The sequence below is a fragment of the Methylobacterium terricola genome (assembly GCF_006151805.1).
In the GTDB taxonomy this organism is placed as follows: Bacteria; Pseudomonadota; Alphaproteobacteria; order Rhizobiales; family Beijerinckiaceae; genus Methylobacterium; species Methylobacterium terricola.
Genome location: NZ_VDDA01000005.1, coordinates 110659 through 125563, shown reverse-complemented (window position 1 = coordinate 125563; position 14905 = coordinate 110659). Strand labels below are relative to the sequence as shown.

At 72.1% G+C, this 14905-nt stretch carries 10 protein-coding genes; 6 read left to right on the top strand and 4 right to left on the bottom strand.

Annotated features, from left to right (window positions below):
* Nucleotide 1: 1 nt before the first annotated feature.
* The 5 genes from FF100_RS13930 (at nucleotide 2) to FF100_RS13910 (ending at nucleotide 10063) form a co-directional block, all read left to right on the top strand.
* A complete protein-coding gene (locus FF100_RS13930) occupies nucleotides 2-3739 on the top strand; it encodes a glycosyltransferase family protein (RefSeq protein WP_139036297.1) in 3738 nt (1245 codons plus the stop codon).
* A 65-nt stretch (nucleotides 3740-3804) separates the two neighbouring features.
* The gene (locus tag FF100_RS13925) at nucleotides 3805-4911 is read left to right on the top strand and encodes an FkbM family methyltransferase (RefSeq protein WP_139036296.1); all 1107 of its coding nucleotides are present in this window, start codon (nucleotides 3805-3807) and stop codon (nucleotides 4909-4911) included.
* Complete coding sequence (locus tag FF100_RS13920) at nucleotides 4908-5681, top strand: hypothetical protein (protein ID WP_139036295.1); 774 nt, start codon at nucleotides 4908-4910, stop codon at nucleotides 5679-5681. Before FF100_RS13925 ends, FF100_RS13920 begins: the two co-directional genes overlap by 4 nt.
* Nucleotides 5678-6757, top strand: coding sequence for a GSCFA domain-containing protein (locus FF100_RS13915; protein ID WP_139036294.1), 1080 nt, complete (start codon nucleotides 5678-5680; stop codon nucleotides 6755-6757). The genes FF100_RS13920 and FF100_RS13915 overlap by 4 nt, the downstream gene beginning before the upstream one ends.
* A gap of 183 nt (nucleotides 6758-6940) precedes the next feature.
* Complete coding sequence (locus tag FF100_RS13910) at nucleotides 6941-10063, top strand: rhamnosyltransferase WsaF family glycosyltransferase (protein ID WP_139036293.1); 3123 nt, start codon at nucleotides 6941-6943, stop codon at nucleotides 10061-10063.
* 33 nt (nucleotides 10064-10096) lie between these two features.
* Here the strand turns inward: FF100_RS13910 and FF100_RS13905 are convergent, their stop codons facing one another.
* Complete coding sequence (locus FF100_RS13905; protein WP_139036292.1) at nucleotides 10097-10741, bottom strand: hypothetical protein; 645 nt, start codon at nucleotides 10739-10741, stop codon at nucleotides 10097-10099.
* A 10-nt stretch (nucleotides 10742-10751) separates the two neighbouring features.
* A complete protein-coding gene (locus tag FF100_RS13900; RefSeq protein WP_139036592.1) occupies nucleotides 10752-11381 on the bottom strand; it encodes a glycosyltransferase family 29 protein in 630 nt (209 codons plus the stop codon).
* Nucleotides 11382-11533: 152 nt separating this feature from the next.
* On the opposite strand from FF100_RS13900, the gene FF100_RS13895 reads away from it, so the two are divergent.
* Nucleotides 11534-12538, top strand: coding sequence for a glycosyltransferase family protein (locus tag FF100_RS13895; protein ID WP_139036291.1), 1005 nt, complete (start codon nucleotides 11534-11536; stop codon nucleotides 12536-12538).
* A gap of 127 nt (nucleotides 12539-12665) precedes the next feature.
* Here FF100_RS13895 and FF100_RS13890 read toward each other — a convergent pair whose 3' ends face one another.
* Complete coding sequence (locus FF100_RS13890; RefSeq protein WP_139036290.1) at nucleotides 12666-13844, bottom strand: glycosyltransferase family 4 protein; 1179 nt, start codon at nucleotides 13842-13844, stop codon at nucleotides 12666-12668.
* Complete coding sequence (locus tag FF100_RS13885) at nucleotides 13844-14884, bottom strand: glycosyltransferase family 4 protein (RefSeq protein WP_139036289.1); 1041 nt, start codon at nucleotides 14882-14884, stop codon at nucleotides 13844-13846. The genes FF100_RS13890 and FF100_RS13885 overlap by 1 nt, the downstream gene beginning before the upstream one ends.
* Nucleotides 14885-14905: the final 21 nt, after the last annotated feature.

Here is a 14905-nt window from a genome sequence, read left to right as displayed (position 1 = left end):
CATGACCTACCGCATTCTCGTGCTGGATACGGCAGCGCAGACCCACAATTCCTACATCGCGCTCGCGATCGTGGATGCGCTGCGGCGCCACCCGGCGGTGGAGCGGGTCCGCCAAGCCGATTACGGCAACGCCGTCGACCTGTTCCGGCGCGAGGGCTGCGACACGGTCCTGGCGCTGGGCGGCGCCGGCGCCGACCTCGCGGTGCTCGGCCGCCTCTGCGCGATGGCGGTCCGCTCGGTCCTGTGGACCACCGAGGACCCCTACGAGCTCGAGGAGAACCTGCGGGTCGCCGCGCCGTTCGACCTCGTCTTCACCAACGACCTCGGCTGCCTGCCGGCCTACGGCGCACGCGGGCAGCACCTGCCGCTGGCGGGCAGCCGGCTGTTCCACGACCATCCGCCCGTCCTCGACGACGCGTTCTTCCTCTACGACCTCTGCTTCGTCGGCACCGCCTGGCCGAACCGGGTCGACACGATCAACCGCATCCTCGACGGCGTGAAGCGGCCGCTGCGGATGAAGATTGGCCTGCCCACCAACCCGCACCTGCCGCCGGTGGTGCTCGGCGATCCGGGGCTCGCGACCAACTGGCGCGTACCGAACCCGGAACTCGCCCGCATCGCCAATCGCAGCCGGATCACCCTGAGCCTGGAGCGCAAGTTCTCCTCGGCCCGCACCGACCAGGCCAGCGGCTCGACCCCGCCGCCCCGCCTGTTCGAGAACGCGCTCGCCGGGGCGTTCCAGGTCGCGCTCGGCGGCCGCGCCGAGGCGATGCGCTACTTCGGCGAGGACGAGATCGCGTTCTGCGACAACGAGGACGAGTTGCTCGCGCGGATCACGTGGGCGCTCGATCATCCCGAGGCGCGCATCGCCATGGCGCAGGCCGCCCGCAGCCGGGCGCTCGCCGAGCACCTCTACGACCACCGCATCGCCGCCCTCGTGGCGGGGCTGGCCGAGATCCCGGCATCGGTCGCCGCACGGGTCCCGACCGGCTCGAGGCGCGCGCGCAAGCGGGTCCTGCTCGTCACCCACAACGTCCAGGGGCACCAGCCCGGCGGCGGGGTCGAGGTCTACCAGCAGGAACTCGCCGCGGGAGCGGGCGAATTCGACGTCCTCACGCTGTATCCGCGGGTGATCGACGGCACGGCCGCCTACACGCTGATCGCCCACCGCACCGGCGAGCAGCACCTCTACGGCGTTCCCGAGCCGGCCGGCCCGGGGACCCTGCACGATGCAGGCCACGAGCGCGTCTTCGAGCAGATCCTGATCGAGAACGACATCGACCTGGTGCATTTCCAGCACCTGCTCGGCATGCCACTGTCGCTGCCGCTGATCGCCCGGGCCTGCGGCGTCCCGTCCCTGTACACGCTGCACGACTTCTACCTCGTCTGCAGCCAGTTCAACCTGCTCGACCATCGCGGCCGCTATTGCGACATCGCCGCCCGGTCGCCGACCGAATGCGACATCTGCCTCTCGGCCTCCGGCATCCCGGCCGGCGCGCAGCAGCGCCGCCGCAACTTCGTCGCCCGGGTGATCGAGGCGTTCGACGGCCTGATCGCCAACTCACCGTTCACCGCCCAGTACCTGCGGGCGATCTATCCGGAGGTCCCGGCGGAGAGGATCCGCGTCGTCGAGATGCTCACCCCGGCGAGCCACCGCCTGCCACCGGCCCGCCAGCCCGCATCCGACATCGCCCTGACGGTCGCGATCCCGGGCAACTTCACCCGGCCGAAGGGGGCGGACACGATCCTGCGCGTGCTGACCCACCTGCGCGACGAGGCCATCGCGTTCCACATCCTGGGTGAGATCCCCGACCAGGACCTGGCGCGGCAGGTCCGGGCGATGGACCTGCCGCGGGTGACGCTCCGCGGCGGCTACGCGGCGCATGAATTGCCGAGGCTGATGGCCGGCATGGACGTGTCGCTGCACCTGTCGGTCTGGCCCGAGACCTACATGATCTCGCTCAACGAGGCCCGGGCCGCCGGCGCCGTGCCGGTGATCTCGGATCTCGGCGCCCCGGCCGAGCGGGTGCGGGCCGGCCTCGACGGGTTCAAGGTCGCCCCGGAGGATGCCGGCCATGTCTGCGACATCCTGCGCGACCTCGCCCGCGACCGCGACCGCCTCGAGACGATGCGGGCCGCCTCCAAGGCCTGCCGCATCGTCTCGCCCGCCGAGCACGTCGCGGCGATCTCGGACCTCTACCGCGAGACGATCGCCCGCAGCCCGGTCCACCCGCCCGCGGTGACGATCCGCCCGGAGCGCGACTACATCCTGAACCTGCGGGCCTGCGGCATCCGCACCAACACCCCGTCCTGGATCGAGAGCGGCAACGGCTGGGACGCGGACCCGCCCCGCCCGGCCCGGCAGGCGCGCACCACCCTGTGGCGCACGTTTCCGGTGCAGTTCGCCCATCTCGACCGGCCGGCCGCGGGATCCGCGCGGGTCCGCGTCGGGATGGACGGCGTGCAGGCCGACCGCCGCCCGGCCGCCTGGCCGCGGATCGTCGTGCGCTCAGGGCTCAGCCTGTGGGGCTGGGGCTTCGCCGAGGGCCGCGGGCGACCGCTCGACGTGATCCTCCACCTCAAGGGGGACGCCCAGGAAATCTACGCGGTGAGCCCGCCGGTGCCGCGCGGCGACGTGCGGGCGCATCTCGACGAGCCCGACGCCGAGGCCAGCGGCTTCTCCTTCGACCTCGACCTCGACACCCTGCGCGAGGGCACCTACGCGATCCGCCTGATGCAGGTCTATGACGGCGCCGTCATCGATCTCGGCGCCGCCGGCGAGGCGGTGGTGCGGCGCGGCCAGGGGCAGGACGCCGCGGCGCCGTCCGGGGGCCAGCCGACGGCCCAGTCCCCTGCCCAGACCCTCGCCGAGGCCTTCCGGGGCGGGGCCGCGCCGGCCCCCGACGCCCGGACGGTCGAGGGCGACGCCGCGGTCACGCGCTACGAGACCGCGCTCGACCCCGGGCACGGTCCGGGCTCGCAGGACGCGGCGTTCGGGGTGCAGGGCTGGGCCTTGAACCGGGCCCGGCGGCAGGTCTTCCCGATGGTGGCGGTCGGCCTCGTGCCGGCGGGCGGCACCGCGGCCTGGTTCCGCGCCGAGCGCTGCCGGGCGCCGTCCGGGTCGGTCGAGGCCGACCCGGTCTACGCCTTCGCGGGCTTCCGGGCGGCGATGGCCATCGCCACCCTGGCGCCCGGCCTGCACCGGATCATCATCGCCGAGTCGGACCGCCGCGAGACCGTGCTGCACGAGACCGGCGAGGCCGTGCTGGTCAAGGCCGAGGCCGGGGACACGCGGCGCCTCGTGACGCCGTGCCGCGAGGTCCGTCTCGATCCCACGGCGGGGCGCGAGGTCCAGCCCCGGCGCGAGCCCCCCGCGCACCGCCTGTCCCTCGATGAGGTCGAGACCGGGCTCGGGGCCGCCGAGGGCGGGGCGGGCAGCCATCTCTACCTGCGCGGCTGGGCCTGGGTGCCGGGCCGGGGCCGGGCGGACGGCCTGACCCTCGTCCTCGCCGGGGCCGAGGTCTCGCTGCGGGCCGTGCTGCCGGCGGCGCGGCGCGAGGACGTCGTCGCCCATCTCGGGGAGCCGGAGGCGGAGTGGGCCGGCTTCGAGGCGCTGGTCCCCACCGCCGCCCTGCCGCCCGGCCGCTACGAGGCCGAGATCCAGTACGGCCGCGGGCCCGACCGGATCGGGCTGCCGCTCGCCCTGACCCTCGACCGGACGCTGGCGCTGGCCGCCTGAGGCAGCCGGAAAGGAAGGAGGCTCGAAGACGATCCGGAGCAGGCCTCACGACAACAAAAGACACCATGGCATCACACCAGGACATCACCATGAAGATCGGCGTCTACAAAGCCCGGCACGGGCTTCTCGCGCATTACCTCGACGACCTGGTCATCGGCGAGTCGCTCCGCCGCTACGGCGAATGGGCCGAGGAGGAGATCCATCTCTGCTCCCTGTTCCTGCGGCCGGGCGATACGGTGCTCGATGTCGGGGCGAATGTCGGCAGCCATGCGATCGCGTTCGGCCGGATCGTCGGCGAGGCCGGGCAGGTGGTGGCCATCGAGGGGCAGAGCCGGGCGAACGACGTGCTCGCGCTCAACATCCGCCTCAACGGGATGAGCCAGGTCACCCGGATCGAGGGCCTGATCGGGCGCGAGACGCGGGTGATGCGCCTCGACGGGGCGGCACCGGGCAGCCCGAACAACCTCGGCAGCGTGTCGTTCCGCGGCATCGTCAGCGGGCCGGAGACCGAGCGGCCGTCGCTGCCGGTGCCGCTGTTCACCGCCGATTGCCTGTCCCTGGCGGCCTGCCGCCTGATGAAGATCGACGTCGAGGGCATGGAGCTCGACGTGCTGCTGGGCGCCGCCCGCACCATCGCCCGCCACCGGCCGGTGATCTATTTCGAGCAGACCAGCCCGGCGAACTTTCCCGAGATCGTCGCCCTCTTGGTGCAGGCCGGCTACGATCTGCGCTGGCACGTCGCCAACCCGTTCAACCGGCGCAACCCGAACGGCGTCACGGAGAACATCTTCGGCGGCACCTGCGAGGTCAACGTGCTGGCGGTGCCGCGCGAGGAGGGCTTCACGCCCCCGCCCGGCCTCGACCTGCCGCCGGTCGCCGGCGACCGCTACGACCCGCCGCCGAGCGCGAACGCCCTCGACGGCTGGAGCCTGCCGGAGGACGCCTATGCGGGCCTCCCGCCGGTGCGGCACGAGGCGATGATCGCGCTGCCTTTGCCCGAGGGCTTCGTGTCCCGGTACGATCACGACCAGTTGGCGCTGCGCTTCGCCGATCTCGAGCGCGACCGGATCAAGGCGCAGGAGATCATGGATTTCCAGGCGCGGGCGATCGCCGAGGCCGAACGGCGGCTCCGGGACGCCGCCGCCCGGACCGGGGAGCTCGAACCGGCATGATCCTCGCCGAAATCCTCGCCGAAGCCCCCGCCCGCGCCGCCGCCGGCGACATCCTGCTGATCGGCCACGACCAGACCCAGGGCATCGTCGCCGCGCTGCAGGCCCGGTCGGCGCCGGTCGGCTGGGGCGTGATCGGGCTGCCATCGGGCGGCAGCCCGGTGGTCGCCACGCCCTCGGGCATCCGCCTCGATCCCACGATCGAGGCCGGCCTGCGCAGCCGCATCAGGCCGGACACCCTGTGCATCTCGACGATCGCCGGCAACGCCCACAACGTGCTCGCCGTGATGGCGACGGAGCCCCCCTTCGACTTCCGCATGCCCGGCAAGGACGCCCCCCTCATGCCGGAGGCCGAGCCGATCCCCTACACGACCGTCCGGAGCTCGTTCCGGCAGATCCTCCACGAGGGCGACCTGTCGATGCTCTATGCGACGAGCGCCGCCGTGCCGGAGCTGCGCTACCACATCGAATCGCCGCCCCCCTTGCGCGACGAGGCCCTGATCCGGGCCCGCATGGACCCGTACGTCCTCGCGCGCCACCCCGAGGCGCGGGTGGCGGATGCGGCCTTGCGCCTGAAGATGTGGCGCCTGCACTCGCTCCTGTTCGCGGAAGCCTGCGAGGCCCTCGGGATCACCGTCGTGCCGGCGCCGCCGGCAGCCATGGACCCGGACGCCTACCTGAAGCCCGACTACGCCCATCCCACCAGCTCGACCCACGCCAACGAGGCCTACGACGCGCTCGTCGCCGACCAGATCGAGAGGCTCGTCCGATGAAGCACCCCTACGAGCAGGCGCCGCCCTACACCAAATGGCGCCACGCCGTGGCCGCTCCGGCGACCGAGGCCGTCGACCCGGGCATCGGTTTCCCGTTCCGCCTGAGCCGCCGGGACCGGGTCGCGACGGCGGGAAGCTGCTTTGCCCAGCATGTCGGGCGGGCGCTGCGGGGGCGAGGCTTCTCCCACTACGTCACCGAGACCGCCCACCCGTTCGTCGCCAACGTCGCAGGGCCTTTCGCCTACGAGCAATTCTCGGCCCGCTACGGCAACGTCTACACCTCGCGGCAGATGCTCCAGCTCGTCCAGCGGGCGCTCGGCCTGTTCGAGCCGGCCGACCGCGCCTGGACCGGCCCCGACGGCCACTGGTACGACCCGTTCCGGCCGACGGTTCAGCCCGGCGGATTCCTGTCGGTCGAGGAGCTGGAAACCGACCGGAGGCGGCATCTCGCCTGCGTCCGCACCCTGCTGGACGGGCTCGACTACCTCGTCTTCACCCTCGGGCTCACCGAGGCCTGGATGTCGGCGACCGACGGGGCCGCCTATCCGCTCTGCCCGGGCGTCGCCGCCGGGGCGTTCGATCCTGCCCAGCACCTGTTCGTCAATTTGGAGGTCGACGAGATCGTGGCCGACGTCGAGGCGTTCCTGGCGCTGATCACCGCGATCAACCCGTCCGCCCGGCTGATCCTCACCGTGTCCCCCGTCGCGCTCGCGGCGACGGCCGAGAACCGTCACGTGCTCGCCTCCAACACCTATTCCAAGGCGGTGCTGCGGGTGGCGGCGGAGATGCTGGCGCGCCGCAACCCCGGGACGATCGGCTACTTCCCGTCCTACGAGATCATCACCGGCATCCATAGCCGGGGCGGCTACGTGCTCGACGACCTGCGCTCGGTCAGCGAAGCGGGCGTCGCCCAGGTCATGGCGAGCTTTGCCCGCAACGCCACCCGCGCCGACGAGCCCGACCCCGCCGACGCGCCGGCGCCGCACGATCCCGTCGCGCTGCGCCAGGCGGCGTTGTTCAAGGATCTGTCCGGCCTGACCGCCGCGGAATGCGACGAGGCCATGCTCGGCGCTTGAACGGGCCTGCGTAACACGAACGCGATCGATCGCAAGCCGCACGGCCCGCTGCGGATCCTCCGTCGCGGGTGCCGACGACCGGCCGGGGCCCGCGACGCCTCGACCGCCCGAGACCGCCAGAACCGGTTCGTCCGCTGCGCCGCCGCAGCGGCATCAGCCCCACGACATCACGCGGAGCCCGCCATGACGCTCTTCGATCGCCAGATGACCGCCAAGATGGCGCATTTCGACTTTCACTGGTACGCGAAGCAGAACAACCTCTCGCTCGGCAACGATCGGATCCTCAGCCATTACAACGAGATCGGGCGGCACAGGGGATCGAGCCCGACGCCGTATTTCGATGCGGGCTGGTACGCGACGATCGCCAAGCTCGCCGACACGCACGACATCGACCTGTTCGATCATTGTCTGCTGCACGGGGCGCAGGACGTCCTGGATCCGCACCCTCTGTTCAATGCCAAGTGGTACCAGTGGAGCTACATCGGGGCGGAGACCGCGATCCATCCGCTCACGCACTACATCGAGACGGGCTGGCGCCGCGGGCACAACCCGCACCCGCTGTTCTGGGGCCGGTGGTACCGCGACGAATATCTGAAGGACGCGGATCACATCGATCCGTTCTACCATTTCCTGACCGAGGGCCACGAGGCCGGGTGCCGGCCCAACCCGCTGTTCGACACAGCCTGGTACCGGGAGACCTACCGCCTGGGACGGTCCGAGAACTGCCTCGTGGACTACATCTACGGCGGCCATCTCACCCGGGATCCGCACCCGTACTTCGATTCGGATCGCTATCGCCGCGCCACCACGTGCGAGGGGCTGAGCCCGCTCGAGCATTACCTGACCAAGGGGTCGGAGGTGAGCCCCTGCGCCGCCTTCGACCTCGGCTTCTTCGCCGCCGCAGCGCGCCGGCACCGGATGTTCGACGCGGTGAAGGATCTTCCGCCGCTCGTCCAGTTCATCGTCCTGTCGAAGACAGGGCCGATCGATCCGCATCCGCTCTTCAGCGGAAAATTCTATCTCGAGGCGAACCGCAATATCCGGACTGCGATCGTCGACCCGTTCTACCACTACATGCGGTCCGGGGCGCGGGAGGGGCGGCAGCCGCATCCACTGTTCGAACCCGATTTCTACTGGGAGCAGTATCCCGACCGTCGGGATCGCAACCCGCTGGTCGATTATCTCGAGCGTTTCGCCGACACGACGGCCCTACCGCGCCGGCCCGGGCGGATCGACACCACGGCGAAGCCCCTGCCGTCGACGCGGACGATCGTGAACCTCGCCCGGTGGCGCGGCACCGCCGACCGGCACGACAACGCCCTCAAGATCGGCGTCTTCGCCCACATCTACTACAGCGACTTGAGCGACTACGTCGTCAGTCACACGAACAACATACCGTATAACTGCACGATCTACATCTCGACCACGACGTTCCGCGATGCGGCGCTGATCAACGAGACCTTCACGAAGGCGTCGTCCCATCCCTTCGTCATCCGCGTCGTCCCCAACCGGGGGCGCGACATCGCCCCCCTGGTCGTCGCCTACCGCGACATCCTGCGGGACTGCGACTACGCGCTCCACATCCACACCAAGAAGTCGAAGCATTACGACGGCGGCTTCGACCGGTGGCGCGACTACCTGTTCGAGGCGAATCTCGGGTCGCCCGATCTCGTCCGGGCGATCGTCCACGCCCTGGCCGAACCGCATGTCGGCGCCGTCGCGCCGGAGCATTTCGGGCCGATCAAGCCGCTGATCCAGTGGGGCGGGAATTTCGAGACCGCCAGGACGCTGCTGGCCTTGTGCGGCGAGACGCTGGCCGCCGACGCGACGCTCGACTTCCCGAGCGGGTCGATGTTCTGGTTCAAGCCGAAGGCGATGGCCAAGCTCCTCGACCTCGGCCTGGATACCTGCCACTTCGACCCGGAGCTCGGCCAGGTCGACGGCACGCTCGCTCACGCGATCGAGCGCAGCTTCTTCTCGTTCGTCGAGATGGCCGGCCTCGACTGGGTGGTGCAGGATGCCGGCCTCGAGCCGGATCCCGCCCGGCCGCAGGTCGAGGGACGGATCCCGGGGAACCGGTTCCTGCCGACCGACCGCGATCTCGGCCTCACCCGCGCCTATTACCCGGAATGCACCGAGTACCTGGTGCGTCCGAGCCCGGTATCGAGGCCGCGGCTCAACCTCCTGATTCCGCTGATCGACCGGAACAAGGGCTATGCCGGCATCGCGACGGCGCTCCAGGTCTTCACCGAGCTGGTGGCCGCGCTCGGCCCGGATTTCGACGCGCGGATCATCGTCACGGATGTCAGCATCGGTGGCCACTTCGTCCCGCCGCCGTCGTTCGAGGTCGCCTCGGCCCTCGAGGCCGACATCGCCGGGCGCAACACCGTCGTGGACGCGTCGCGGCGCTACACCCATCCGGTCTTCTTCCGCGAGACCGACATCCTGTTCGCGACGGCGTGGTGGACCGCGAGCGGCGCGATGAGCATCCGGGCGCAGCAGGAGGCCCTGTTCTCCCGCAAGCCGGCAAAGTTCCTGTATCTCGTGCAGGACTTCGAGTGCGGCTTCTATCCCTGGTCGACGAAGTACGCCCTCGCCGAGCGCACCTACCGCGATCCCGACGCGATGATCCCGGTCTTCAACACCGGCATCCTGGCCGAGTTCTTCCACGAGCGCTACGCCATCCGCAACGGCCACGTCCTCAATCCCGGCATCAGCGCCGGCATCGACCGGCACATCGCGCGGGGGACGGAGAAGGAGAGGATCGTCATGCTCTACGCCCGGCCCCATGCCGAGCGGAACTGCCTGCACTTCCTCGACATGCTCGTCAGGACGGCGATCGACGCCGATCCCGGATTCTGGAGCGACTGGCGCTTCGTCGCGATCGGCGAGGATTTCGATCCGGGGCTCCTGCGCTGCACGGATCGGATCGAGGTCCAGGGGCGCCTCTCGCTGGAGGAATACGGCCACCTCGCCTCGCGGGCCGCGCTCGGCGTCTCGCTCATGCTGTCGCCCCATCCGAGCTATCCGCCGCTCGAGATGGCGAATGCCGGCGCGCTGGTCCTGACCAACACCTACGACAACAAGGACATCGGGGAGCTGCACGACAACATCACGAGCTTCGAGACCTTCGACCTCGACGCCGTGAGCGGCATGCTGCACGCGATGGCCCGGCGCTGGCTCGCGACGCCGGATATCGGCTGGCACGGGACCGACCGGGCGGGCTGGTTCTTCGGCGGCCGCACCAACCTGCCGAGCCTGGTTCACGCCCTCCGCGAGGAAGTCCGGCACCTCGCCGCCCGGTGAGGAAGGCAGGTGGCGGGGTTTGGCCGCTCCCCGTCAGCCGCCGGTCCAGGCGGCGTGGACGGCGCCTTTCGCCGTATCCGGCTTCGCCTCGCCGATGAAGACCACGACCGGGCCATGCATGTCGCGGCGCGGATCGTAGAAATCGAGCAGGCCCGGATAGCGCCGCTGCAGGAAGTCCGGCGGCGTGCCGCGGCGGCGGAGCAGGTGGTCGATGACGACCTGGTCGCCGTGGACCGCGTTCGGGACCGGGCCGCAGGATCCCGGCGCCATCCAGCGGTCCGGCTCGGCAGCGAAGGCCTGGTACAGGTCGGCGAGCGCGTCGCCCTGCCAGCGCAGCAGGGCGCTGGAGACGCGATCCTTGTGAAAGTAGTCCTCCATCGCGGCAAGGCCGGGCTCGGCCAGGGCGTCCGCCGGCCCGGTCAGGACGGTGTCGAGGTCGCAGAGCAGCGTCGGCCCCTCGGTGAGACCGGGGCGGAACGCCTCCATCTTCGCCCACCAGGCCGGCCAGTCGTGCCGCAGCGCCACCGCCTCGACGCCCGCGACGCGAAGGTCGAGGTCGGTGAGGCAAAGGATCCGCCGGAAGGCCGGCGCGTGGCGGCGCAGGCCGGCGGTCAGGCGCGCGACCCAGGTCGCATCGTAGCGCCCGCCGCTCTTGAGGACGGTGATCAGTGTCGCCATGGGGGAGGAGTCATCCCTCGGTCGGGGGGTGCAGGCGCAGGCGCCCGGCCGCTGCCTCGGCGGCGAACCAGGCGCGCTCGGCCGCCCAGGGGTGGCCGGGCCAGCCGTCGAAGCCGAAGCCGTGGGCCTCGACCGGGGGGGCGCCGGCGGGGCGCCCGACACGCAGTGCGAGCATCGTCAGGAAGCCGGTGCTCGGGTTCGGCCGCGCGCTCCCAAGCGCCGCGAGGCGGCGCCAAGCCTCGCCGTGCAGAGACTCGGGCAGGATATGGACCGGCCGGCCGAGGGGGCGCAGCATGGCCAGCGCCTCGCGGGTGAAGCAGATCGGCTCGGGGCGGTTGTGCTCCTCTGGCAGCATCGGGAAGGGCAGCACGAAGGCCTGCGCCTGCCGGACGACCGGGCGGTCGAGGAAGCCCGGGTCCGCCAGCCACTCGCGCATCTGCCCACCCCGATTGACGAGGACGAGATGCGTGACCCGCCCGCCGGCCCGGCCGCCGAAGCCCGGCGCGTTGTTGAACCGCACCACCGCCTCGGCTGCGTCGATCGCCGGCCCGCCGCCGGTCCCCGGCGCGTTGCCGACGAGCGCGACCGTGGCGGACGGGCACAGGCTCGGCCAGGCTGCCGACAAAAGATCGGCCGGCAAGGAATCGGCGGGGAAGGGATCGGCGGGGAAGGGATCGGTCGGCAAGGGATCGACGTCGTCGGGCACGTGAGGCAGTGGTCTGTCGGGAGAGGGCAGGGAGGTATGGCATGCCTGCCGGCCCGACCAGCCCCGACGGACCGGAACCCACGCCGATGACCTCCGAGCGCGGACGCACCCGCCGCTGCTTCCTGTGCGCCGCCGCGATGCACGCGCCGAGCGCGCGCCGCCTGACCTATCCGGACGGGCGCACGCGCGGCTTTCCGATCGCCTGCGCGTCCTGCGGCGTACTGACCGAGCGGGACGCGGATCCGGACCGCTCCTGGCGCGACCTCGCCGGGCGCCTCGCCGGGGCGAGCTTCCGGCCCGATCCGGACGCCCCCTACGGCCTCGACATCTACACCCTGCGCAGCGCCGCGACCCGGCTCGGCCGCGGACTGCGCCCGCTCGGCGCGGAGGATCGCGCCGCCCTGCTGGCGCCGCACGCGCCGCGCGCCGCGCAGGCCGTCCTGTACGACCTCGCGGGGGCCGGGGGGCGCCCCGTCTCCCTCGGGCTGATTGGCCGCCCGGCCGATCTCGATGGCGTGCTGGCCGGCCTCGCGCCCCACGCGGCCTGGACCGACGACGTCGTCGTGCTCGTCGACGGCGCGGCGTCTTCGCCCCGCGCGGTGCCGGTCGCCGGCTTCGCCGACGGGGCGGTGCGGGTGGCGGCCCGTCCCCTGGCGGGCGACTTCGCCGCCCAGCGCAACGCCCTCCAGGCCCTCGCGCGCCATGCCTGGATGCTCCAGCTCGACGCCGACGAGACCCTCGCCCCCGCCACCGGCCGGATGGTGCCGGCGCTCGCGGCGCTTGCCCAGGACGGGGAGGTCGTCTCGATCGGGCTGCCCCGGCGCAACAGGGTCGATGGGATCCTGTCGGACGTCTACCCGGACGTGCAGTACCGGCTGAACCGGACCTCGATCCGCTATGCCGGCCGCGTCCACGAGCGGCCCGTCCTCGACGGCGGCTGGCCCCGCAGCCTCATCGCCCTCACCGGGGCGATCGAGCACCGTTTGAGCGGCGCCCATGTCCGGTCGCGCTCGCGGACCTACGAGGCGCTCGATCCGGGGCGGGGGCGGATCGAGGAGGAGGAGGCGCTGCTGCGGCCTTACGAGGAGTGAGAGCTGTCAGTTGTGTTCACGCTCCTCTTTCCCGGACGACTGAAACAAAGTGGAAGGAGATCCGGGAAAGGGGGAGGGTGATGGGGCGCCGTCAGCCCGCGAGCCGCGGGCTAACGCGCCCCACGGCTCACCCCCCGCGCGCCACCGCCCGCCCGTACAGATCCAGCGTCTCCCGCCCCAAACTCTCCCGGCCGAAGCGCCCCGCCGCCGCGAGCGCCCGGGCGCGGTAGGCGAGGCGCAGGGCGGGGTCGCGCAGGAGCGGGCGCAGGGCGTCGGCCAGGGCGGGGCCGGTAGCGGCGGCCGCGAGCGGGCCGGCCCCGGGGGCGCCGACGAAGGCGCGGGCGCTGGCATCCTCGGCGCAGGCCACCACCGGGCGGCCATAGGCCAGGGCCTCCTGGTAGACGAGGCCGAAACTCTCGTAGCGCGAGGGCGCCAGGACCGCGTGGGCCTCCGCGTAGGCCTCGGCGAGCGCCGCGGCATCGACCCGGCCGCGGGGATCGAGGCGGGCGCGGGCCGGTGCGGGCAGGTCCGGCGGCAGGTCCTCGGGCGGCACCCCGACGAGGGCGAGCCGGAACGGCGGCAGGGCGCCCGCCTCCTGCTCCCGGCCGAGGATCGCGGTGGCGGCCATCAGCGCGTCGAAGCCCTTGCGCGCCTCCGCCCTTCCGACGAAGAGCAGGCGGACGGGCGCGTCCTCCTCTGGATAGGCTGCGCCCCGGGCCCCCGCCGCGATCTCCGGCGGCAGGCTGAGCCCGATCACCGCCTCGGGCTGCCGGCCCGACAGGCGGTAGGCCTGCGCGATCACAGCCCCGTGCGAAGCGGTGTTGGCGATGAGGCCGGCACTGCCTCGGGCTTGGCGCCGTTCGAGGGCGTCGGCGGTGCCACCGTCGAGGCGGTCGCGGAGGTTCGGCGCGGATCCGCGGGTGAAGGCGGCCGGGGTCGAGGAGCGGGTGACCAGCGGCAGGTCCCGGCGCTCGGCGAGCAGCACCGCCGGGGCGTACCAGTTCGTCGCCTCGATCACGTCGAAGGGCTTCCGGGCATGGGCCGCGAGGACGGCGCGCCGGAAGGCCAGCGGCGCCGCGAGATGACCGATCGAGCCCCAGCGGCGCAACCGCGCCAGGCCGCCGGCCGGCGGCAGGGCGAGCCCCGTCACGGTCACGCCGCCGACCCGCGCCGTGCCGGTCCGGTCGAGGGTGAACACCGTCACGTCGGCGCCGGCTTCGCCTAAGCTCTCGGCGATCTCCCGGGCCGCGGTCGAGAGGCCGCTCGGGGCCGGCGGATAATCCCAGGCGAGGAGGGCGGTGCGCATCAGCGGGCGAGCAGGGTCTGGTAGAGGGCGAGGTAGTCCCGCGCCATCCGCTCGGCGGTGAAGCGCTCCTCGAAGCGGCGGCGCACCCCCGCCCGGTCGATCTCGCCGATCCGCGCGAGCGCCGCCACGGCCTCGTCCTCGGAGGCGACGACGAAGCCCGTCACCCCGTCCTCGACGATCTCCGGCACCGAGCCGCGGTTCCAGGCGATCACCGGCGTGCCGCAGGCCATCGCCTCGATCATCACGAGGCCGAACGGCTCCGGCCAGTCGATCGGGAACAGCAGGGCGGTCGCGTCGCGCAGGAGCGCGCCCTTCCCGGCATCGCCGACGGGCCCGAGATAGACCGCGTCGTCCCCGAGCAGCGGGCGGACCTCGCGGTCGAAATAGCGCGGATTGCCGACGTCGATCGTGCCGCCGAGGCGGATCGGCCGGCCGGCGGCACGCGCCACCCGGACCGCGGTGTCGGGCCGCTTCTGGTCGGTCATCCGCCCGACGAAGGCGAGGTGCGCGCCGGGCGCGAGCGAGACCGCGTAACGGTCACGCGCGAGGCCGTGATGCACCACGCCGGCCCGGTTCGCGGCCGGGATGCCGGCGGCTTGCGCCGCCGAGATCGCCGCCACCGGCAAGTCCGGAAACCCCTCGAAGAACAGCGCCCGGTCGAGCTCGTCGACCCGCCAGTGGATCGTCGTCAGGCTGTGGCGCCGGCGCTCGCCCAACAGGGCGGCATGCGCGAACTCGCCGTGGCAATGGACGATGTCGAAGTCGCCGAGGCGCCGGCGCAGAGCCTCGAGCTGCAGGGCGTCGAGGGCGGCCGGGACGCCGGGCGCGACGCTGCCGTAGCGACGCTCCAGGGCCGCGAGGCTCGGATGGGTACCGATACGGGGTAAGTCTGTCGCACTGTCCGAAGGGGCGAACAGCGTTACCTCCACCCCCAAGCTTCGCAGCGCCGTGCTGAGGTCGTGAATGACCCGCTCCGTGCCGCCGTGATGCTCCGGAGGAATGGGAAAGATGTTCGGGGCGACTTGGGCGACGCGGATCACGCAGTATACCTCACTCGGATC

Bases quoted from the DNA above. Each gene is read 5' to 3' on its own strand.
- FF100_RS13905 (WP_139036292.1), bottom strand. From the start codon at position 10,741: ATGGCGACACTGATCACCGTCCTCAAGAGCGGCGGGCGCTACGATGCG.
- FF100_RS13920 (WP_139036295.1), top strand. From the start codon at position 4,908: ATGATCCTCGCCGAAATCCTCGCCGAAGCCCCCGCCCGCGCCGCCGCC.
- FF100_RS13910 (WP_139036293.1), top strand. From the start codon at position 6,941: ATGACGCTCTTCGATCGCCAGATGACCGCCAAGATGGCGCATTTCGAC.
- FF100_RS13895 (WP_139036291.1), top strand. From the start codon at position 11,534: ATGACCTCCGAGCGCGGACGCACCCGCCGCTGCTTCCTGTGCGCCGCC.
- FF100_RS13930 (WP_139036297.1), top strand. From the start codon at position 2: ATGACCTACCGCATTCTCGTGCTGGATACGGCAGCGCAGACCCACAAT.
- FF100_RS13890 (WP_139036290.1), bottom strand. From the start codon at position 13,844: ATGCGCACCGCCCTCCTCGCCTGGGATTATCCGCCGGCCCCGAGCGGC.
- FF100_RS13925 (WP_139036296.1), top strand. From the start codon at position 3,805: ATGGCATCACACCAGGACATCACCATGAAGATCGGCGTCTACAAAGCC.
- FF100_RS13915 (WP_139036294.1), top strand. From the start codon at position 5,678: ATGAAGCACCCCTACGAGCAGGCGCCGCCCTACACCAAATGGCGCCAC.